We start from the raw sequence: 20,590 nt of genomic DNA on the forward strand, positions 1-20,590 counted from the left end.
TTATCATTCCTATTTTTCTATATTTATTAATACATTTTCATCGCTAAAAGTATTCTTTTCATTTTTTGCATTTTTTGACCAGATGGTTGCTAATATTGGCCCTGCAATGTTATGCCATACTGCCGCTAATACACTTGGGAGTGCAGCTGCCGGTCCAAAATGCGCTGTCGCCAGTGCAACACCTAAACCTGAATTTTGCATTCCTACTTCTATTGAAATAGCCCTTCTTGTCCCTTCGTCTAGTCCAAGTACGAACGCAGTTATATATCCGAGCAAAAAACCGAAAGCATTATGGAGCATCACCGCAATAAAGATAAGAAGTCCTGAAGAAGTAACGCTACTTACATTTGCTGAAACAACTGCAGAAACAATTATGATAATTGCTACAACTGATATTAAAGGAATAACAGTCATTCCTTTATTAACGATATGAGGGAAAAACTTTTTCACTACTAGTCCTAAAATAATAGGCGCAATAATGACTTGTACGATAGAAAGAAACATGGACATAGCATTTACTGGCATCCATTGCCCTGCAAGTAATAGTAGAATGAGCGGTGTAGCAATTGGTGCTAGTAACGTTGATACTGAAGTCATTGCAATAGACAACGCTAAGTTCCCTTTTGCTAAATAAACCATAACATTTGATGCAGTGCCACCCGGTACTGAACCAAGCAACACTAACCCAGCTGCTAATTCCGCTGGCAGATTCATAACGTAGGCTAGTACGTATGCGACAAGTGGCATAATAATAAACTGAGCACATACACCGATAATAACTGCTAATGGTTTTGTAGCTATGATTTTGAAATCAACAGCCTTCAATGTTAATCCCATCCCAAACATGACAACCCCAAGTAAAATCGTTATGTAACTAGTTAACCCGAGAAATGGCGCGGGAATGGAATATGCAATAGCTGCAATACAAATAACCCAAAATGCAAAATACTTTCCAGCTATATTACTTATCGCTTCTAGTACTTTCACCCGATCAGCCCCTATCTTTTAATTGAAACACCTTATTCGGATTCAAAATATTTTGCGGATCAAGAGCTTTCTTTATTTTCTCCATTACACATAATGCCGCCCCATGTTCTTCTTCTTGATACTTTCGTTTTCCGATTCCAACGCCATGTTCTCCTGTACATGTTCCTCCTCGTTTAAGAGCATACAGAACGATACTTTCGTTTATTTCGTCTGCCTTCTTTACTTCCTCTTTATCATTTGTGTCAATCATTAAGAGTACATGGAAATTCCCATCTCCAACATGACCTAGAATACCGCCAATAAGCCCTACTTTATCTAATACCTCTTTCGCATGTTGAATCGCGCCAGCTAATTCCGAAATTGGCACACATACGTCTGTACTCATTAGCTTTTTACCAGGATAACTATGCACGTAAGAGTACGCTAAGTTATGCCTTGCATCCCACAGTTTATTTCTTGCTGCTGTTTCCGTCTCAAACGCAATTTCTTTACATTTATGATCAAGAACGATTTCTTTCGTAAATTCAATATCTTGCTTTAACCCTGCTTCATTGCCGTGAAACTCTAAAAATAGTGTCGGTTCTTCTCTGTAACTTGTTTCATTGTAATGATTTACTTGTTTCATAGATAATTCATCAACGAGTTCAATTCTCGCGATTGGAATACCTGCTTGTAATATGTTAATTACAGCTTCTACTGCATCATTTATAGTTGGAAACGATGCCCTCGCAGCCATAACATGTTCTGGTATACCGTATACTTTTAAAGTTAACTCCGTGAAACATCCAAGTGTTCCTTCTGATCCTACGAAAATACCATTTAAATGATAACCTGATGATGACTTCGCCGCTAAATTCCCGGTATGTATTACCCCTCCATCCGCAAGAACGACTTCTAAATCTCGAACTTGATCACGCATTACACCATACTTTACTGCTGTCGTTCCGCTCGCGTTTGTAGCAGCCATTCCTCCTAACGTTGCATCAGCTCCTGGGTCTACACTAAAAAATAATCCATACTTTTTCAATTCTTTATTAAGCTGAGAGCGCGTCACCCCTGGCTGTACTCTCACAAGAAAATCCTTTTCTCTTATTTCAAGTATTTTGTTCATAAGAGAAAAGTCCATTGTAATTCCTTTTTCGTAAGGAATTACATGTCCCTCTAAACTGGACCCTACTCCAAATGGAACGACAGCTGTTCCGTGCTGAATCGCTATTTTCATTATCGCGCTAACTTCTTCGGTCGTTTTTGGAAAAACAACTACATCAGGTAAACTACTAGTATGATAAGATTCATCTTTACTATGTAACTCTCGTACTGTCATATTTATTACTACTCGATCTTCAGGAAGTATGCCTTTTAATTCATTTACTACATGTTCAATTGTTATTTCCATAATCAACTCTCCTTTTTAATTTTAAAACAAGTATACCATCTTTATACAAAATAATTAGAAAAATAAGATTATTAAACCTGAACATACAAAAAAGAACCTGCAGCACACGCTACAAGTTCTTTTTCACTACATTTTAAACGATTTCTTTATTAACAACATAAACCAAATTAAAGTAACTGCCATCAACGAATGAGAAAATCCTACAATATAAGTTAACCCTTTAAAGTCAGCTCCATTTAACTGAAGAAGCCCTCTCGCTGCTAGCGAACCTAACATTAATGTTAATGCAATGTTATGTAAAACAAACCACTTATTAAACCCTTGCACTTCATGAAACGCGAATACTTTTGCTAATCCTAAAGCAATTAAAAAGAAGAAAAAGCCAAGTACAAGTGTATGTGTATGCAAAAGATTTAACAAAGTAGATCCTAAAATCCCTTTATACTTACCATACTCCCTAGCGAAAATCCCTGATAATAAACCGATAATCAAATACGTAAACGATGCATTATATAATTTCTTCATTATGTACCTCCTTGAGTAGAATGTGTAGTGTGTCATATTTAGTAATAATGATAGTTATATAGTAAAAACTCCTAGTCACCTAGGAGTCATTGTATAAGCACCTCACTCTTTACAATCAATCCTAATTATAAAATATCTCTCTATACAAAACAAACGAACTTTATGTGAACAAACAAAGCCCCATTAAAATATGTTGCACTTTTGTTTTACACAATCCATACTAATTGTTATAACTTTTTAAAGGTGGTGTAATCATTGATAGTTCTTAAAACAGAACGTCTTAACCTTCGTTGGTTCGATATAAAAGACGCTCCTTTTATTCTTGAGTTAGTAAACGATCCTGCATGGATTCAGTTTATCGGTGACAAAGGAGTTAGAAACTTAGAAGATGCAAAAAATTATATTGTAAACGGTCCCATCGATATGTATAACAAACTCGGATTTGGCCTTTACTTAGTAGAACGAAAAGAAGATCTCACTCCACTTGGTATGTGTGGCCTTATTAAAAGAGATTCATTAGAAGACGTTGATATCGGATTTGCCTTTTTAGAAACATTCCGTTCAAAAGGATATGGCTACGAGTCAGCTTCTGCAATAATCGAATACGGTGTACAAAAGCTCGGCATGAATCGAATTGTAGCAATTACTTCTATAGATAACATCGCCTCAGGAAAGCTTTTAGAAAAAGTAGGATTACGATTTGAGAAGATTATTTCAGGGTCTGGAGAAGATTTAAAATTATTTGGGTATAACGCATAGTAAAGAAGGTCGCCGTGAATGGCGACCTTCTTTACTATTGTAATAATATTTTCCTACACATTGAGATTGCTTGTTGTATAAGGAAGCCTTTCTTTTTTCCATGCAAGAAATCCTCCCTTTAAATTCACTACTTCCTTTATACCAGCTCTTTGTAAAATACTAGCTGCTATAGCGGAACGTAATCCGGTTCGACATTGCAAAACTATTGGACAATCTTTCGGTATATAATCTAGTTGTTCAAATAGATTACCTAAAGTGATATGTATTGCATCATGAAGGTGTCCTTCCTCCCACTCTTTTTTACTACGCACATCGATAACCTTAACGCTTCCACCTTTTATATGCGGATATAATTCAATCGATGTTTTTTCTTTGTAACTTTCAAATCTATCAAGTCTTTGTATTACTTTTAAGGGTGCAAAAGCAATAATATTATCTAACCCAATAGATTCAAATTCTCTAATAATTGCCTCCACTTTAACCTTTTCCTCATCTAGAATTATTAACGTTTCTGTTTTATAATCTAATAACCATCCACACCAAGTTGTGAAAGAATTGTTATAAGGTATGTTAATTGACTTCTCGATATGACCTGCAGCAAAACTCTCTACATCCCTTATATCAACTATTTGATGAACGCTCTTCAAAATTTCTTGAAGTTCTTCTACTGTATTAATAGCATTACTTTTTCTCTTCTTACGAATTGGCGGACCATACTTATTTAAATTCTTCATTAATGAAAAATACTTTGGAGGCTCTGGCTGTCCCGTCAATAAAGTTGATATAAAATCACTTTCTTCATTACACTGAAATGCCCAATTGAACATCTTTTCATAACCTAATGTAGAAGTTGGAATTGCTCCTAATGCTTTTCCACATGCGCTTCCCGCACCATGTGATGGCCATATTTGCAAATAATCAGGAAGTATTTTTATTTTTTGTATAGAATCAAATAATTGTTTCGCTCCTATTTTTGCAGTATCTTTCATACCGACTGCAGTTTCTAATAAATCCGGTCTTCCTATATCTCCTACAAATATAAAATCACCTGTGAATATCCCTATCGGTTTATCATTCGTATAATTATTTTGACTTGTATCAGTCACTAAAAAAGAAATACTTTCAGGCGTATGCCCTGGGGTGTGAATTACATTAAATTTTATATGACCTACTTTAAACTCTGTGCCCTCTCTAACCAATTTGTATCGACCTTCATTAAGATATTGATATTTCCAATCACAATCTCCTTCATCAGATACATATAAATTTGCATGATAAAGATTGGAAAGTTCTCTAGACCCAGAAAGAAAATCAGCATGAATATGAGTCTCAGCCGCAGCAATTACTTCCATTCCCTCTTTCTTAGCAAATTCTATATATTGTTCTATATAGCGACCTGGATCAATTACAATTGCTACGCCTTCCTTCTGACAACCGACTAAATAGGAAGCATGTGCTAATTTTTCATCATAAAAATATTTTAAAAGCATAGCTATTCCCTCCAAATAGGTATTTCAAATTGCTTTTCAATTTTTATAACCACTTTCTATCTTCCCCTATAGGATCCCTTTCAACATAAAATTCCAATACATATATGGCAACATAAATCTTTTAAGTAAAAACATACTATACCTTTCTTTCGCTTGATTAAACGGAAACGTTTCTTGAGGCTCATGTTTATAGTTAAATTCAGCGAGTATAAGACTTTTATATCCTGTAATAATTGGACAAGATGTATACCCATCATATTTAGCCTGCAAATCTCTTCCACTAAGTACGTCCATAATATTTTGTTTTAAGACAGGTATTTGTTTTCGAATTGCCGCTCCAGTTTTAGAAGTAGGTAAATTAGTACAATCTCCAAGTCCGAAAATATTTTTATACTTTACATGCTGCAAAGTATAAGGGTTTATATCTACCCATCCCTGATAATCACTTATTTCACTCTCTTTAATAAAATTTGGTGGCCCCATTGGTGGAACAACATGTATCATACTATATGGTATGGTTTCTCTTTTCAGCGTTTGCGTATCTTCAAAAATTGCTTCTCTCTTTTCGGCGATAATTTCTACTAAGTTTTTATTATAATTCGTTATAATTTGCTTTCTTTCTAGTACTTGTTCTAAAGTATTTGCATATCGTGGAACCTGAAATATGTCAGTGTTTGCAGAATAAAACATTACTTCACTTCTGTTTCTTACACCACTATTACAAAAATACTCCTCTGCTAAATACATAATTTTTTGTGGAGCACCACCGCATTTAATAGGAGTATTAGGGTGGGTAAAAAGCGCATTTCCTCCTTTAAATTTTTCGATTTCTCTCCAAGTAGAATCAACATATGTATAAGAATAATTGCTACATACCCCATTAGTCCCAATAGATTCTTTTAAGCCCTTAATACCTTCCCAATTTATTTGTATACCAGCTGCTACAATAAGAATTTCATACTCAAGCAGCAGTCCGTCATCTAACAGTATCTTATTTTCATCCGGAAATAACTTAACAACACTTTTAGGGATCCACGTTGCCCCTTTTGGAATAAGCGATTCTTGATCACGCATTGTACTTTCCTTTGAAACAATTCCTCCCCCCACTAAACTCCATAGTGGCTGAAAATAATGTTTTTTTGACGGATCAATAATCGCTATACTTTCTTTCAATAGGGGGATATTTCTTAATAAATGTGCAGTAGAAGATAGTCCTGCAGTCCCAGCACCAACGACAATAATTTTATAACTATCTCTGGTCTTCATTATCCTCTTCCTATCTAAATTTAATTTTTAAATTAACTAATTTGTGGCCGTATTTTCATCGTAGTAAAATTATTATACGTTAAAAACATCACATTTTTATCTTATTAAAATGAAAATTCTGTTAATTTTACCATCAACATTACTTTATGCGTAAATTCCTTATGTTACTTCTTTAATTTGTTTCAAACACTACAAACTTTATATTTTTCAATATTATACTGTATTCTAGCTACATTTAATTACATCACATGCCAATAGACATTGGATTATAAGTCACTTGAAACAAACTACATAGAAACATCCAGTGTCCACATATACAATAATAGGATGGTTTTATATTAATTAATCACTTATATAATTTTTCCTTACAGTTTATCCTTGTCTCAATACTCTCTCAAAGTATCCTTTGTCACTTATAAGAACCGGAATATTCAATTTAGCAACGCGAAAAGTTTGTTTTCAAATATTTTTGTTTATATAAATTTACAAATGAAATTATGGTTATTTAGTTTATATGTATGCAAATCCATCCTGTTGAGCTATTACTCTTTTAAAAACCTCATATGTATTATTTTTATTTAATTTTGTTTACACCCTTAAAAAAAACGAGCATATGATAGTATATACTAATCCGAAAGCCCTATAGTCTACTTTCTAAGAGCACTGATTTGTGTTCTTTTTTTTAATGAAGATTATGTTCAATTTTTGTTACATTATTAAAACTTCCATTTGTTACTCTGAAAAATTCCTCACTTTATAATTCCTATTCACAGTATTTTGACCTTGGAATAGCTAATTACTATATCATAGAATATCTTTTTCATTAAACCTTCTGACCATATTGTATTTATTAAACCTTTGTATTGTAGGATTTAATAGTTATCTCATTGATCATAAAGAGATAAAACCAGAAAGTGATTTCTATTAGTCCAAGCACTTCATGTTACTCCCACATACACTATAAAATGTTTGGACTTTATTACTTCAATTAAAATTTAAAGTTAGGAGGATTTATTATGGCAGATTGTACAGGTTTAGCTTGTTTTCTATTCTCTTCGTGGCCAACGGGAACAGTTGTTACAATTACTACTAGATCAGGTCAAATTATTGGACCTGCTACTTTTTCACTGTTCTTTCCGAATATATGTGCAGTAGTATTGGAAGAAGAAGATGTGATAACCCCTTCATCTACCAATACTACATTCATAAGTTGTGAAGATATAGAAAGTGTTACTTTAACCACTCTTTAAAATGATTCATATTTTTCTAGCTTAATCCATATTTAAGACATTCTAATGAATGTCTTTTTTCATGAAAAATCTAATCAGTATCCCCTGAGATGTAACATTCTATTGACCTATTATTTCAATAAATTGCTTTAATTTAAATTTTTTCTCTTCTAAAGGTTACTTGTCTACACATCGTTCTACAAAACTTCATATGATATAGTATATTGTTTAAAGGAGGAATAAATTTGTTCTTATGCAATTTATTTGGTTGTTCAGGTGGAGTATGTAGTATTTTTAAAAATTTACAGCCAGGCGAAGTCGTTACTGTGACTGGTAAATCTGGGAATATTATTGGACCTGCTATTTTTACAAATTTTAACCCTAATACTTGTATCGTCACATTAGAAGAGGAAAATTCAGTTACTCCTCCTACTACAAGTATTACTAAAATTAGTTGTAAAGAAATAGAAAGTGTTACGTTTATCTCATAATATATTTTAAACCTAAAGCAGGGGTTGAAATATGAAACTCTTATACATTACTTCTGGTTACTCAAAAATTTATCAATATCTAGATCAAAGCATACAAGGAACACTTATAGATCAAAATTTCGAATGGTTAGCGATACAACCGAGTGAATTAATACAACAATTGGATTTCATTACAACAACTTTTCATCCCGATATTGTATTCACCTTATTAGGTAATCATCTACCACAAAAAGCAATTCAATATTTTAAAAAATGGAACATTAAATTAGCTGTCTGGTTAACTGAGGATCCATTTTATATAGATACTTCTCTTCTTCTATTAAATAACTTTGATTTTATATTTACTATTGATAGCGAAGCACTTAAATATTACACAGCTTTAGGATATACCAATGTATATCACTTACCATTAGCAACTAATATAGACGTATTTAAACCTAGTCTAAAAAATATAAAATATAAAAGTGAAGTATTATTCATTGGCTATCCTTATCCAAACCGAGTAAAATTAATACATTTCCTTTTAGAAAATACCCCCTATCACTATACTATTATTGGCCGACATTGGAGAAATAAGTTATTAAAAAAATGGAAAAATCACCGAAGAATTAAAATTATAGAAGAATGGATTCCACCTCAAGAAGTTGCGCTCTATTATAACAACGCTAGTCTTATTTTAAATCCTCATCGTAGTCATCTATTTCCACAAAATAAAAATAAAAATAAAGTAAAAAATAATACTATTAATAATCGTACGTTTGATATTGCCGCTTGCCAAGGCTTTCAAATTATTGAAGAAAAGTCTGATCTTTTATCGTTCTTCAATAAAGATGAAATTATATCCTATAACAGCTTTGAAGACTGTTTAAATAAAGTATCTCTTTATTTGGATGACACGATTTCAAAAAGATTAATGGTTGAAAAAATTCATACAAAAGTGATAACACAGCATACTTTTCATAAGAGAATCCACTTTATAACAACTATTTTACAGTCACAGCTTTATTAAAATAGAAATCCCCTTGTGCATATAGATGCACAAGGGGATTTCTTCAAATTAATCTATAACATATTCTTAACTTTTATTTCACTTGAAACATGTATTTTTTATAATTTTTATGCACCGATAAGATAAGCCCGATCATTATCATATTTGAAAACAGTGAACTTCCTCCATATGATAAAAAAGGAAGTGCAATTCCTTTTACTGGCATTATACCAATATTTTCGAAGATTCGAAGTGTTAGAACACTAATTGCCCCGCACATAGTAATGTACCAAACAGATTCTCTGCTGAATATGCAATTATAGTTACTCGATATATAAGAAGTAACAAGACCAATACAACGAGAGCCGCTATTATAAATCCACCTTCTTCAGCGATGGTAGCAAAAATAAAATCAGTATGCTTTTCAGGAATATATACACTTCCTTGACCAAATCCTTTTCCATGTAATTCGCCACTTCCAACAGCTAAAAGAGATTGTTGCGTTTGATACCCTTGATCTGTATTTTCAGCTGGATTCAGCCAACCTATAATGCGTGATTGTTGGTGAGGTTTTAACCTAGTAACTAATTCTTTAAAGAAAAAATCTGGATATCTTACGTATGTAAATATTAATGTAGATAGTAGAGTTACCGGAATGAATGTACAAAATGCAATTAATTTCTTTTGAATCCCTGATATGAATAAATACAATAGATGCTGCGTATAAGAACACCATCCCTGTATCTGGCTGGCTATATACCAGAGCAATAGGAGGAATTGAGACTAACATAATTTTTCCAACCAACAGGAAATCAGTTTTATATGTCCGAATCATATATTTAGCGTTATGATTCATTACTAAATTTGCGACAAATATAATTAGTGCAATTTTGAAAAACTCCGATGGTTGAATTTGAACAATAACAGGAAATTGAAACCATCTTTTTGCTCCCAATTTAACGGGAGTAAATGTTGATTCTGGTAGTATTTTTAATATAACAATTGATGCAAATCCAATAATATACATTGGACAAGATAAATTTTGCCATTGATCCCACTCAATACTTGCAACTAATATTAACAGTACAAAACCAATTAAATAGGTCCTACCTTGCTGAAATGCAAAGTTTGTGCTTCCATACTGGCCAGTTTGTTAACTACTATTTTATGTTTCATCGTCACATTATAATGAAATAGTCATATATTTTCTTGAATTTTAAAAACCTAATTCACTTTTCAATATCTCATTTCTTCCTTAAAGAGGTCTTTTTATAGATGCTCTTCTTAAGTTTTTCAGCATAAAACTAAACATTCCGTCAATACTAAAGATAGGCGAAAGCCAGAACTCATTTAAACGTCCCTGTAGTTCTTCTCTTTTCTTTATTAAGCAGCTAGCTTTCACTAGCTGCTCTTTTATTTACATATATCATAAGGATTTGAATATATTATGTTTGAAAGTACGCTGTTTTATCAAAAGGTGATCCGGTGACAATTTCTTTTTTATTTCTACAAAATAAATTTTTTACTAGATACCTTTTCGTATAATATATGCAAGCTTGTTAACACTATAAATGTAACTTTAGGTTACATATCTATTACTTTCAGGGCCTAATTTTCTTTTGTGCAACAAGTGTTTAGCTAGCTTCGCTGGCCACTTTGTTGTACCGAATGAACTTTTTATTTCTCAACACCTAACATATGGTATCGATATTCCAATAATGGTAATATGAAGGTACCTTCAGTTGTTAAATATTATGCCCTTTTTAAAGGCCCTGTTTTTAAACAGGGCCTTTAAAATTTATTCTCTACTTAAATAGTATTTTTGTTATAAATCTTTCTATAAACACTCTCATTTCCTCGATATCAAATTAAATCCCATGAAACAGGCGTCCCTTTTTCGATATCCTTATTCGCTTTTTTCCCAATAATTTTGGATATGTGTTTTGGTAATAAGCCATTCCCTGGTCTAATAGCTTTAACATTTTTATTTGTAAAGAATTCTCCCGCTTTTATGTTTTCTACTACATATAATGATCTTCTAAATTTTAAAGAATCTTTTTCTATATCAGTCGGTCCATAATATACATTCCCCAAAGATTCCCATGCTTTTTCAGTTTCGCTTACTAATAATTTAAATTCAGCTGGTTCCATTGAAAATTTAGCGTCAACTCCTCCATCCAACCTCGAGAGCGTTAAATGTTTCTCAATTACTGTGGCCCCAAAGGCAACACTCGCTACAGATACTCCTACACCCAGTGTATGATCAGATAAACCCACCTGACATTTAAATAACTCTTTCATATGAGGTATGGTAACTATATTTGTAGATTTTGGAGACGCAGGATACGTACTCGTACATTTTAATAGAATTAGTTCTTTACACCCTTCTTCTCTCGCAGCCCTTACTGTTTCATCTAGTTCGGCAATTGAAGCCATACCTGTCGAAATAATTATTGGTTTTCCTGTTGCGGCTACTTTACGTATGAGGGGGATATCAGTATTTTCAAAAGATGCAATTTTATAACATGAAACATTTAATGTCTCTAGAAAGTCTACAGCTGTTTCATCAAAAGGCGTACTAAATGGTATCATCCCTAACTCTATACAGCGATCAAAAATTGGTTTATGCCACTCCCATGGTGTATATGCTTCTTTGTATAAATGATAAAGTGATTTGCCTTTCCATAAACTTTTCGTATCGTGAATTGAAAAATCACCATTTTCTATATTTAAAGTCATTGTATCTGGTGTATATGTTTGAATTTTAAATCCTTGTGCCCCGGCCTCCGCAGCTGCCTCTACAATTTTCAACGCTCTATCTAATGATTGATTATGATTTCCTGACATTTCTGCAATAATAAATGGTGGCAAACTATTGCCAATCTCTCTACCTCCGATATATACATTACTCATTTTTTTCACCTTCAAGTTCTATTTTTATAGCTTCTTTTCTTTCCTCCCATTGTTCACGGGACAAGGTCATTGTAATGACATCTATATAATCATTGTCCCTATAAATATAATCTTCATATCTTCCATCTTCTTGGAAACCAAGTTTCTGATGAAAATTTAAACTAATACAGTTTGATTCTATTATTTCTGCATATACTTTGTGTATGTCTTTAATTTCAAAAATAAAATTTAATGCTAATAAACCTAATACAGTTCCGGCACGTCTTACACTTTGTTTTTCACCTATATAAAATCCCCAATAACAAGTTCGATTCATTTCATCTATTTTTGTAAAATTAACAAATCCAATTGGTTTTTCTTTATATATTAATATTCTTGCAACCTTTGTTTCATCCATTATGAGTTGTTCATACCACTTTAAATGTTCGTCTATTGTTATTTGATGATCTTCATACATAACTGAACGTATTTCTTTTGCATTCCGCCAATTTAAAATAAGTTCTAAATCTTTCTTTTCTAACCTTTCCAATTGAAAATCCTCAATATCTAACATACTATCCTCCTAAAATATTTTTTGCTATTTCATTTGAATTACTGGCACACTGTATAGAAAGAGCTTTATTAGACATTTCTTTCACTATTTTAGAATTTGATAAAAGTTTGTTTAGACATTCCATAATTGCTTTATCCGAAACACTTTCAGCTGTACCAATATTCCATGTAGCTCCAACCTTTGCTACAGCCTTGGTTACTTCAATTTGATTTTGTGCAGTTGTAATTGTAATAGAAGGTAATCCAAGAAAGCAGCGTTCCCATGTGGTTGTTCCTCCAGCTCCTATCCCTAAATCCGCTCGTACGAGAAGCTCTTCCATATTTTCTATTTGACAATAATATGAAGCGTTAGAAACACTCTTACAATAAGTTTGAATCTCCTCTTTATGCGGATTTTGGCTTCCTACCACAACATCTATTTTTAAGTTATCTTGATTTATATTTTGTAAGGCTCTTAATGTTTTTAATGTTTCATTTGTTACATCATGCCCACCAAAAAAAATAAAAATCCTCTCAATTTCTCCTGTTCTTTTTCGTGAAAATTTCTTAGCAGCATGAAACTCTGGCCGTAATATAGCATATTTAGGCCCCAATTTTACTAATGAGTGCTCTGGTATTAAATCTTTATAGCGATCATTAGGGTTATCGTATAAATTTTGGTCTAGTAACAAATCACAGTCGTGCATTCGATTTGCAAGATCATCGATTACCATGATTTTCCTTACAGTTTTTCTTAAAGCAGACTCCCACCTATTATCTAATCCATAATGATCAACGATTAACCAATCACACTTGGGAAGTTGCGACAAAATATCATTGGTCTGCTGTGCATCAACAAACCAATGATATTTGAGCCAATTTAAATAACTCCCGTGTTCTGAACTTAAGAAATTTGTATTTTCACCATCTCCATCTAATACAAACACACAAAATCCCTTATTTAAAATATATTGATGTAAATCACCTTCTAGCTTACGACAAATGAAATATACTTGAGCACCTTTATTCCGTAACTCGTGGGCCAGTGTTAAACAACGCATAATATGACCGGTACCTATTTCAATAGATGCGTCGGCGCGAAAGGCAATTTTTTTCTCAAGCAAGATACTCCCTCCTCACTAAAAGCACTACAATTTATTAATTTATAATATCGTTTCTCTATTTAACTCATCTACTAATGATTGTTGATTTGCCCATTTCAATTTTACATGACTATTAATTTCAATAAGTTCAGGGTTTCGAAGGATGTAATCTTTTATTTGATGAAAAAATAAAGGTTTAGATTTTACATTCAGACCTTTATAAAGTTCATTGAACATATCTAAATCCGGTTGTTCATCTAATGTTAACCTCCAAGTAGGGTAACAAAATGGTTGAGGAAGTTTCACTATATTGATACGAAATAAATGTGGATTATTAATAAAATAAAATGGAAGGTATTCTGCATAGGTTAAAGGTTTTGGGGTTTGTAGTAGTCGTTCAATTGCCTCTAATGTAAAAATATCGCCTGCTGTTCCGACAGGTAACGTACTTAACTCTGCCTGTGTATAATCTGCACCACTTTTCAAATGTTCATCTAGTAAAAAATTATTAATTTCTGGTGACACAGCTGGGCAATCTCCTGTAATCCGCATGACAATGTTTGCATTTTCTTGTTTTGCAGCTTGGAACATGCGATCAGCGGTATTTTCTGGATCACCTCTAAAAATCTTAACCTTTCCATCTAAATTAAATTTTTCCAAAGGGTCATCTTGTGCAATATCTGAAGTAGCAAGTATGACCTGATGTTTTCCTGGAATAGCTAATGTATTTATAAGACATCGTTCAATGGAAGAAACTCCGTGTATTGGCAATATGGCTTTTAAAGGTAACCTAGTAGATTTTAAGCGGCAAAGTACAATTATTACTACCTTAGGAGGTTCAATAACCTCTTTTGTTAATGGGGTACCTGCAGACAAATTATATACAGCTACCTGAGGTAATAATTCCTCTGCTTCAAGCTTGTTCAGCGCATTTTCTACAACATTTAACTCCATTGTTACTTTATTAGCTGTAATAATCTCTCCTTTTTTAATGTCAACTTTTGTAACTGCTCTTAACAATTTCTGATTTTGCAATTTTATTAACCCCCCTTTCATTTAATTTTTAGCAACACTATAAAACAAAAGAACTTTTCTCACAGCTTGTATTACATCCCACACATCAGCTTCTGTCATTTTAGGAAATAGAGGCAGCGTAATAATTTCCTCATATACGTTTTCTGCTTGCGGACAAATACCTTTTTCATAACCTAATTTTTGATAAAACGGTTGCAAATGTACGGGTATATAGTGCACATTCACACCGATATTTTCTCTTTGTAACGCTTCGTAAAATTCTTTTCGATTACATTTTAATAACTTAGTATTTAAACGAATAATATAAAGGTGCCAGCTCGAACTGGTTTGAGGCAATTGCTTTGGTATGATGATTTCAGATAAACAACTAAATTCTTTACTATAGATGTCTACATATTTCTTTCGAATCTTAATAAAAGAGTCTAATTTACTTAACTGTGATAAACCAAGAGCAGCTTGTATATCCGTAATTCTATAGTTGTAACCTAAGAATTGCATTTCATAATACCAAGGTCCATGATTTTCAAGAAGTTTTTTGGGGTTCCTTTCAATTCCATGTGTACGGAATTGAACAAGTTTTTCATAAAAAAGAGGATTATTTGTGGTAATTACTCCGCCCTCTCCGGTAGTAATATGTTTCACCGGATGAAAGCTAAACATTGTCATATCACCAATTGAACCAATCTTTTTATTTTTATAAGTGGCTCCTAATGCGTGGGCTGCATCTTCAATGATAATCAAATTATTTTTTTTTGCTATTTTTTGTATTGCTTCTAACTCTACAGGCTGTCCAGTAAAGTGTACGGGAATAATGGCTTTTGTTTTGTTTGTAATCTTTTCCTCTATAGATTTAGGACTAATGTTATATGTTTCATTGTCAATATCGGCGAATACCGGCTTTGCACCCTGGTATAAGATACAATTTGCACTTGCTACAAATGTCATTGGAGTTGTAATTACTTCATCTCCCTCAGTTATGCCAGCTGCATAGCAGGCAGCATGCAATGCAGCTGTACCATTTGAAAAGGAAACAGCGTATTTTGCTCCCACATATTTCGCTATAGCCTCCTCAAATTGTTGAACCATAGGTCCTGTTGTTAAAAAATCCCCTTTTAATACGTCTACAACAGCCTGAATGTCATATTCATCAATTTGTTGCTGACCATATGGTAAATAAGTTTTTCTAACAGGCTTTCCTCCATGAATACCGAGAATCCCCCTTACCATTACTCTTTCTCCTTAGGGTTAATTTTTAAAGATTTAATCCACTCTTCTGTTTTAATAACTCCATCTTCTAAAGAAACTTTCGGTTCCCAGTTTAATATTGTTTTTGCTTTTTCATAGTTACATAATAATTTTTGGATTTCACTTTGCGGATGGATATGAGTTACATGTTGAATACTTACTTTATTTCCCGAAATCAATTCTGCTAATTTATTAATGGATATATCTTGTCCTGTTCCAGCGTTGATAATATGACCATTTGCTTTTACAGAGTATCCTGCTGCCACAACAAAATCTGCACAATCTTCAACGTATAAAAGGTCTCTCGTTTGTTTTCCATCCCCATATATATTCAATGGTACATTATCTAATTTATTATTTATAAAAATGGCAACAACCCCACCTTCCCCACCTGTTTTCTGGAATGGACCATACGTATTAAATGGACGAATAACCACTACAGGTAGCTTATAAGCATAATAGTAAGATAAAACCATGTTTTCAGCAGCAATTTTTGATCCAGCATATGGAGAAGCTGGTTTAATCGGGTCTAATTCTGATATTCCTTGTATATTAGTAGCTTTATCATATACCATACAAGTACTCATAAAGACCATTTTGACGTCATACTTAAGACATTGTTCTAACAAATTAAAAGTACCTATTGTATCATTTTCAAAAGTTGATCTAGCATCATCTATACTATCTTGAACATTGATACTCGCTGCTAAATGATAACAAAGATCAAATGAATTATTTTTAAATAATTCAGCAACTAATTTTTTATCTTTAATATCTCCTTGAATGCATTGCTTTAAATTTAGATCGTGTGCAAACTCGGTGATATTTGCAGTAGTTGAATTTGCTAAGTTGTCTAATATCCATACTTCATGCTTATCCTGCAATAATCTCTTTACAACCCACCTACCAATAAAACCTGCACCACCAGTTACTAATATTTTCATAGTTTCTCCCCTCCTGTTAATAGTTGCTGGTTTAATATTAAATTTCTAAGCTCTTCTTTTGAAATCGCATTTTGATGATCAGAACGGTAAAACCCAACCTTCGCCCTTTTTGCATTTTCATATTGAGTTCCCTTTTTTAAGGGGCTAGGAATGATAAACATATCTGGTAATTCAAAAGCCTGTAAAGATTCATCATGCGTCATAAGTTCTTCATACATTTTTTCACCAGGTTTTAACCCAATTTCTTCAATTTTTATATTCTCCTTGGGCAACCCATATAACTTTGTAACTTCTTCTATCATCACTTCACTTAAATCTTTTAATAAAATAACTGGCATTTTTAATATAAAAGTTTCACCACCCTTTGCTATTTTCATTGCTTCAATTGTTAACATAGTTGCTTGGTTCAGTGTCATCATAAATCTACTCATACTAAGATCCGTTACAGTTATTTTTTGGTTTTCTTTAATTTGATTTTCAAATAAAGGAATGACAGAGCCTCTTGATCCCATCACATTTCCGAAGCGAACACTTGTAAATGTCGTTTCACTTGAACCTTTTGAATATTCCGCTGACGTAATCAATCTTTCAGCAGTCAATTTTGTTGCACCGTAATTATTTGTTGGTGAAATCGCTTTATCAGAACTTGTAAAAACTACCTTTTTTACTTTCTGAGCAATTGCCGCTTTTATTACATTTTGTGTTCCAAAAATATTGGTCAAAACTGCTTCAAACGGATTATATTCACAAAACGAAACATGCTTCATCGCGGCCACATGAAATACATAATCAATATTTTCCATCGCACTAAATACTCGATCATAATTACGAATATCCCCAATTAAATAACGAATATTTCGATTTTTATCCCTAAATTCTTCTTGTAATAAAAATTGATTGTATTCACTTCTACTAAAAACTCTTACCACTTTTGGCTTTTCCTGTAGAACATTAGAAAGAATGCTTTTTCCAATTGTTCCTGTTCCACCAATAATTAAAACATTTTTATCTTTAAAAAACATGAAAATATATACCTCCTCATATTAAAAAATAATTTTAGCAAAAAAACTCTCTTCAACTTGTTTGTAATTCCATAGGCAATCCATTTGTTGAGAGATAAACTAGTTTGCCGGATATAGAAACATACGTTTCTATTGCAAGTTTAAAATACATATTAATCATTGAAAACTGAGGATATAATCTTTTACTTCAAATATTTATAAATGGTGACGATTTTAATCTTTTTCAATTTGAATTAAATTTATTAATCTTTTTGTGCATGCTTCTTGCGGATAGTTTTCATTAATAAATTTTCTTCTTAATTCTTTTGCTAAATTTGATTGTAAAGGATTATTTAGAACCTTTTTAATCGTGCTAGTCATATCCTCCATAGAATGATTTACAAGCCAATCTAATGTATCGTAATATTTATAATCCCTTTCCTCTAATAAAGATTTATAAACAACTACAGGTATATCTAATAACATTGCCTCTAATCCCACTGTTGAATTTGAGATAACCACAAGATTTGCATGTAAAATAACATCATATATGTTTATTTCATTTGTTATATATTTAACATTAGGATATAAGTTACTTAACTTAATATATTCTCCCACTAAATTACGCCCTTTTTCCCAAGGATGTGGTTTTATAATAACCGTAATATTTTTGTCTTCCACTAACTTTTCTGTCAATTCAGTATAAAATGAAGTTTTAAATGGCTGGGTTGCAATAAAAACCACTTTTGTAGAGGGGTCTATTTTTAATTTATTAAAAAGATTCTTTTTATCCATATATACTCTATCAAAGATCTCATCATATCTGGGGTGCCCTAGTATTTCGATTTGAGATTCACTGACCCCTTTTTGAAGGTACCAATCTTCTTCATATTTCCCATATACGACCTGTTTTGTTGCGAAAACCGGAAAGTATGCTTCTTCCCCCATTACTGCACCATGCTGCAGACAATAACTCGGTATACCCTCACTACTAGAAAGAAAAGTAAGAGCTCTACTTGTTATATCTTCCGTAGTACCGACAATCACACCAGAAATATCTTGTTCTTTAAAAATAAAATGAGCCATATTAAGTTTCTCAATCATGATAGGAAGGTCGCTTAGTAATTTTTTTTGAAAAAAGAGGTTTGAAAATAGTGGGTGCTTATTAAACTTTAAAAAGATTTCTTTAGCTTTTTCTATAAAAACATGTGCGGTATTAGCAGATGTTTTTATATAATCTGGTGCACAAACTGTAGGAAGACCATAGAGTTCGGTCTTTTTTGATCTAGTTAATATCTTTGTTTGATTTGGATTAAAGTGAGTAAAGTTACTTACTGAAAAACGGAGATAATCTGAATTTAGGAGGATTGCTCCATTTTGGTTTTTTCTTTTTATTTTTGATTGAAATACAGACATTATTTTTTCAAACTCTAACTGTAACTGTGTTTCTGCTATTGGCTCAATTGACAATTGCTTGTAAAAATTATTATCTTTCATTTTATTTTTTATATCTTCATCTAAATATTGATAAAAATTACTCAGTAATGGTAAAGGAATATTATAATGCTTTAACCTTGAAAAAATATTTATATACTCTAAATTTAATAGCCAGTAATTTTTCAAATAAATGTCACTCAATTTTTCACCCTCTTTTTCTTCTTAAGTCTTCCCTTAATTCTTTGCATGTTCTTTGTGGTGGTAATAATTGCACAAATTCATTTTTTTCTTCTGCAAATAACTGCGCATGTATTGAATGGGGAGTAATATAATTGATATCTAAAATTTCATCTAAGGGATAAAAATCCCAATAGTGATTTAATCTCCAAAAGAAGCGTGCATCTCCTATCCGGTAAAACTGAGGATCTTCATCCCAATAAGAATTCCACCTTTTTTCAAGAATTGGTAAAACAGATGCTCTATGCATAATAGAACAATGATCAATTGTACATGGAGCATTATTCGTAATTTTTTTTGCAGGTCTCTCAACCGTTTTAATAGGCATCTCTGTTTCATCTATATGAATCGTTTTTGATGCAGAATAAATAATTTGAACATCTTTATTCTCATCAAGATAACTAGACATCTTTTTAAGACGTTCTTCTTCATATTGATTATCATCTGTAATATAAGTTATATATTCTCCTTTAGCATGCTTAAGTGCCTCATTAATTAAAGCGGCATATCTTACTTTTTTTGTCCTTTCAGAAATATGAGCTACATTACTTTTATAAAAATGTACATTTTCATTATTTATGAATGGTTGAATCACCTTCTGGGTCATTTCATCTGAATCATCATCCATTATAAAAAGCTCGAAATCTTGAAAGGTTTGGTTTAATACACTTAATATAGATTTTTCAACAAACGCAGGCTTATTGTAACTTGTCATTATAACTGAAATTTTAGGCAAATCTCTCTCTCCTCCTTATCAATAAATACAAAAACAGTTACGTTATTATATAAATAGAAAGGACAAACCGTTCCGATAATTTTAAAAAAGGTTTCTTTATCTATAAAAAATTAATAGCAGTATTTATATTCACCCATGTCTCTTTTTTCTCCACTATAGTCCATACCATATCTATGAAAAAGTCATAAATTATTTAAGTATAAAAAAGAAAGTGTCGATAAAGCTTTAATTATTAGATTTCACTAGAAAAACACATTCAATATTCTCAATAGAGGTG

The 20,590-nt window shown here is 32.3% G+C and carries 19 protein-coding genes and 1 pseudogene; 4 read left to right on the forward strand and 16 right to left on the reverse strand.

Annotation, left to right across the window (positions count from 1 at the left end; translation table 11 throughout):
* Window positions 1-9: 9 nt before the first annotated feature.
* The 3 genes from MR160_RS14850 to MR160_RS14860 form a co-directional block, all read right to left on the reverse strand.
* Entirely contained in the window at window positions 10-987 is a 978-nt protein-coding gene (locus MR160_RS14850) for a bile acid:sodium symporter family protein (protein ID WP_242297656.1), read from the reverse strand.
* A 4-nt stretch (window positions 988-991) separates the two neighbouring features.
* Complete coding sequence (locus MR160_RS14855) at window positions 992-2,383, reverse strand: FAD-binding oxidoreductase (RefSeq protein WP_000406576.1); 1,392 nt, start codon at window positions 2,381-2,383, stop codon at window positions 992-994.
* A gap of 126 nt (window positions 2,384-2,509) precedes the next feature.
* Window positions 2,510-2,908 (reverse strand): DUF2871 family protein, encoded by a 399-nt coding sequence (locus MR160_RS14860; RefSeq protein WP_000737896.1) that lies wholly within the window; start codon window positions 2,906-2,908, stop codon window positions 2,510-2,512.
* A 255-nt stretch (window positions 2,909-3,163) separates the two neighbouring features.
* Here MR160_RS14860 and MR160_RS14865 point away from each other — a divergent pair, with 255 nt between their 5' ends.
* The gene (locus MR160_RS14865; protein ID WP_000636433.1) at window positions 3,164-3,667 is read left to right on the forward strand and encodes a GNAT family N-acetyltransferase; all 504 of its coding nucleotides are present in this window, start codon (window positions 3,164-3,166) and stop codon (window positions 3,665-3,667) included.
* Window positions 3,668-3,720: 53 nt separating this feature from the next.
* On the opposite strand, the gene MR160_RS14870 is transcribed toward MR160_RS14865, so the two are convergent.
* Complete coding sequence (locus MR160_RS14870) at window positions 3,721-5,157, reverse strand: MBL fold metallo-hydrolase (RefSeq protein WP_000925301.1); 1,437 nt, start codon at window positions 5,155-5,157, stop codon at window positions 3,721-3,723.
* A 66-nt stretch (window positions 5,158-5,223) separates the two neighbouring features.
* Complete coding sequence (locus tag MR160_RS14875; RefSeq protein ID WP_000857326.1) at window positions 5,224-6,423, reverse strand: FAD/NAD(P)-binding oxidoreductase; 1,200 nt, start codon at window positions 6,421-6,423, stop codon at window positions 5,224-5,226.
* A gap of 1,016 nt (window positions 6,424-7,439) precedes the next feature.
* On the opposite strand from MR160_RS14875, the gene MR160_RS14880 reads away from it, so the two are divergent.
* The 3 genes from MR160_RS14880 (at window position 7,440) to MR160_RS14890 (ending at window position 9,152) form a co-directional block, all read left to right on the forward strand.
* Complete coding sequence (locus MR160_RS14880; protein WP_000752669.1) at window positions 7,440-7,673, forward strand: hypothetical protein; 234 nt, start codon at window positions 7,440-7,442, stop codon at window positions 7,671-7,673.
* 224 nt (window positions 7,674-7,897) lie between these two features.
* A complete protein-coding gene (locus MR160_RS14885) occupies window positions 7,898-8,143 on the forward strand; it encodes a hypothetical protein (RefSeq protein WP_000477970.1) in 246 nt (81 codons plus the stop codon).
* A 31-nt stretch (window positions 8,144-8,174) separates the two neighbouring features.
* Window positions 8,175-9,152, forward strand: a complete 978-nt coding sequence (locus MR160_RS14890) for a CgeB family protein (protein ID WP_000772272.1) — start codon at window positions 8,175-8,177, stop codon at window positions 9,150-9,152.
* Window positions 9,153-9,225: 73 nt separating this feature from the next.
* Here MR160_RS14890 and MR160_RS35325 read toward each other — a convergent pair whose 3' ends face one another.
* The 11 genes and pseudogenes from MR160_RS35325 to MR160_RS14940 form a co-directional block, all read right to left on the reverse strand.
* A complete protein-coding gene (locus MR160_RS35325) occupies window positions 9,226-9,411 on the reverse strand; it encodes an FtsW/RodA/SpoVE family cell cycle protein (RefSeq protein ID WP_367399326.1) in 186 nt (61 codons plus the stop codon).
* Window positions 9,387-10,227, reverse strand: a pseudogene (locus MR160_RS14895) (FtsW/RodA/SpoVE family cell cycle protein). Before MR160_RS14895 ends, MR160_RS35325 begins: the two are co-directional and overlap by 25 nt.
* 767 nt (window positions 10,228-10,994) lie before the next feature.
* Window positions 10,995-12,044 carry a pseudaminic acid synthase gene (gene pseI / locus MR160_RS14900; protein ID WP_000073382.1) on the reverse strand — a complete coding sequence of 350 codons (1,050 nt, stop codon included), beginning with the start codon at window positions 12,042-12,044 and terminating at the stop codon, window positions 10,995-10,997.
* Window positions 12,037-12,597: a UDP-4-amino-4,6-dideoxy-N-acetyl-beta-L-altrosamine N-acetyltransferase gene (pseH, locus tag MR160_RS14905; RefSeq protein WP_098578176.1), complete on the reverse strand. Its 561-nt coding sequence runs from the start codon at window positions 12,595-12,597 to the stop codon at window positions 12,037-12,039. Before pseH ends, pseI begins: the two co-directional genes overlap by 8 nt.
* A 1-nt stretch (window position 12,598) precedes the next feature.
* Window positions 12,599-13,699: a UDP-2,4-diacetamido-2,4,6-trideoxy-beta-L-altropyranose hydrolase gene (pseG, locus tag MR160_RS14910; RefSeq protein ID WP_000890380.1), complete on the reverse strand. Its 1,101-nt coding sequence runs from the start codon at window positions 13,697-13,699 to the stop codon at window positions 12,599-12,601.
* A 39-nt stretch (window positions 13,700-13,738) separates the two neighbouring features.
* The gene (locus MR160_RS14915; protein WP_043311326.1) at window positions 13,739-14,734 is read right to left on the reverse strand and encodes a cytidylyltransferase domain-containing protein; all 996 of its coding nucleotides are present in this window, start codon (window positions 14,732-14,734) and stop codon (window positions 13,739-13,741) included.
* On the reverse strand, window positions 14,735-15,940 hold the full coding sequence (gene pseC / locus MR160_RS14920) for a UDP-4-amino-4,6-dideoxy-N-acetyl-beta-L-altrosamine transaminase (RefSeq protein WP_000251478.1): 1,206 nt from the start codon (window positions 15,938-15,940) through the stop codon (window positions 14,735-14,737). It lies immediately after the preceding gene.
* The gene (locus MR160_RS14925) at window positions 15,940-16,902 is read right to left on the reverse strand and encodes a dTDP-glucose 4,6-dehydratase (protein WP_000699375.1); all 963 of its coding nucleotides are present in this window, start codon (window positions 16,900-16,902) and stop codon (window positions 15,940-15,942) included. The genes pseC and MR160_RS14925 overlap by 1 nt, the downstream gene beginning before the upstream one ends.
* The gene (locus tag MR160_RS14930; RefSeq protein ID WP_000465153.1) at window positions 16,899-17,924 is read right to left on the reverse strand and encodes an SDR family NAD(P)-dependent oxidoreductase; all 1,026 of its coding nucleotides are present in this window, start codon (window positions 17,922-17,924) and stop codon (window positions 16,899-16,901) included. Before MR160_RS14930 ends, MR160_RS14925 begins: the two co-directional genes overlap by 4 nt.
* A 213-nt stretch (window positions 17,925-18,137) precedes the next feature.
* Entirely contained in the window at window positions 18,138-19,541 is a 1,404-nt protein-coding gene (locus MR160_RS14935; RefSeq protein WP_242297658.1) for a CDP-glycerol glycerophosphotransferase family protein, read from the reverse strand.
* Between the two features lie 4 nt (window positions 19,542-19,545).
* Window positions 19,546-20,313: a glycosyltransferase family 2 protein gene (locus MR160_RS14940; RefSeq protein ID WP_001124407.1), complete on the reverse strand. Its 768-nt coding sequence runs from the start codon at window positions 20,311-20,313 to the stop codon at window positions 19,546-19,548.
* Window positions 20,314-20,590 lie beyond the last annotated feature (277 nt).

The sequence above is a fragment of the Bacillus cereus group sp. BfR-BA-01382 genome (assembly GCF_022663475.1).
In the GTDB taxonomy this organism is placed as follows: Bacteria; Bacillota; Bacilli; order Bacillales; family Bacillaceae_G; genus Bacillus_A; species Bacillus_A thuringiensis_S.

Excerpts from the sequence above, each read along its gene's own strand:
- MR160_RS14855 (WP_000406576.1), bottom strand. The coding sequence starts at position 2,383 with ATGGAAATAACAATTGAACATGTAGTAAATGAATTAAAAGGCATACTT.
- MR160_RS14860 (WP_000737896.1), bottom strand. The coding sequence starts at position 2,908 with ATGAAGAAATTATATAATGCATCGTTTACGTATTTGATTATCGGTTTA.
- MR160_RS14870 (WP_000925301.1), bottom strand. The coding sequence starts at position 5,157 with ATGCTTTTAAAATATTTTTATGATGAAAAATTAGCACATGCTTCCTAT.
- MR160_RS14875 (WP_000857326.1), bottom strand. The coding sequence starts at position 6,423 with ATGAAGACCAGAGATAGTTATAAAATTATTGTCGTTGGTGCTGGGACT.
- MR160_RS14880 (WP_000752669.1), top strand. The coding sequence starts at position 7,440 with ATGGCAGATTGTACAGGTTTAGCTTGTTTTCTATTCTCTTCGTGGCCA.
- MR160_RS14890 (WP_000772272.1), top strand. The coding sequence starts at position 8,175 with ATGAAACTCTTATACATTACTTCTGGTTACTCAAAAATTTATCAATAT.
- MR160_RS35325 (WP_367399326.1), bottom strand. The coding sequence starts at position 9,411 with ATGTGCGGGGCAATTAGTGTTCTAACACTTCGAATCTTCGAAAATATT.
- pseI (WP_000073382.1), bottom strand. The coding sequence starts at position 12,044 with ATGAGTAATGTATATATCGGAGGTAGAGAGATTGGCAATAGTTTGCCA.
- pseH (WP_098578176.1), bottom strand. The coding sequence starts at position 12,597 with ATGTTAGATATTGAGGATTTTCAATTGGAAAGGTTAGAAAAGAAAGAT.
- MR160_RS14915 (WP_043311326.1), bottom strand. The coding sequence starts at position 14,734 with ATGAAAGGGGGGTTAATAAAATTGCAAAATCAGAAATTGTTAAGAGCA.
- pseC (WP_000251478.1), bottom strand. The coding sequence starts at position 15,940 with ATGGTAAGGGGGATTCTCGGTATTCATGGAGGAAAGCCTGTTAGAAAA.
- MR160_RS14925 (WP_000699375.1), bottom strand. The coding sequence starts at position 16,902 with ATGAAAATATTAGTAACTGGTGGTGCAGGTTTTATTGGTAGGTGGGTT.
- MR160_RS14930 (WP_000465153.1), bottom strand. The coding sequence starts at position 17,924 with ATGTTTTTTAAAGATAAAAATGTTTTAATTATTGGTGGAACAGGAACA.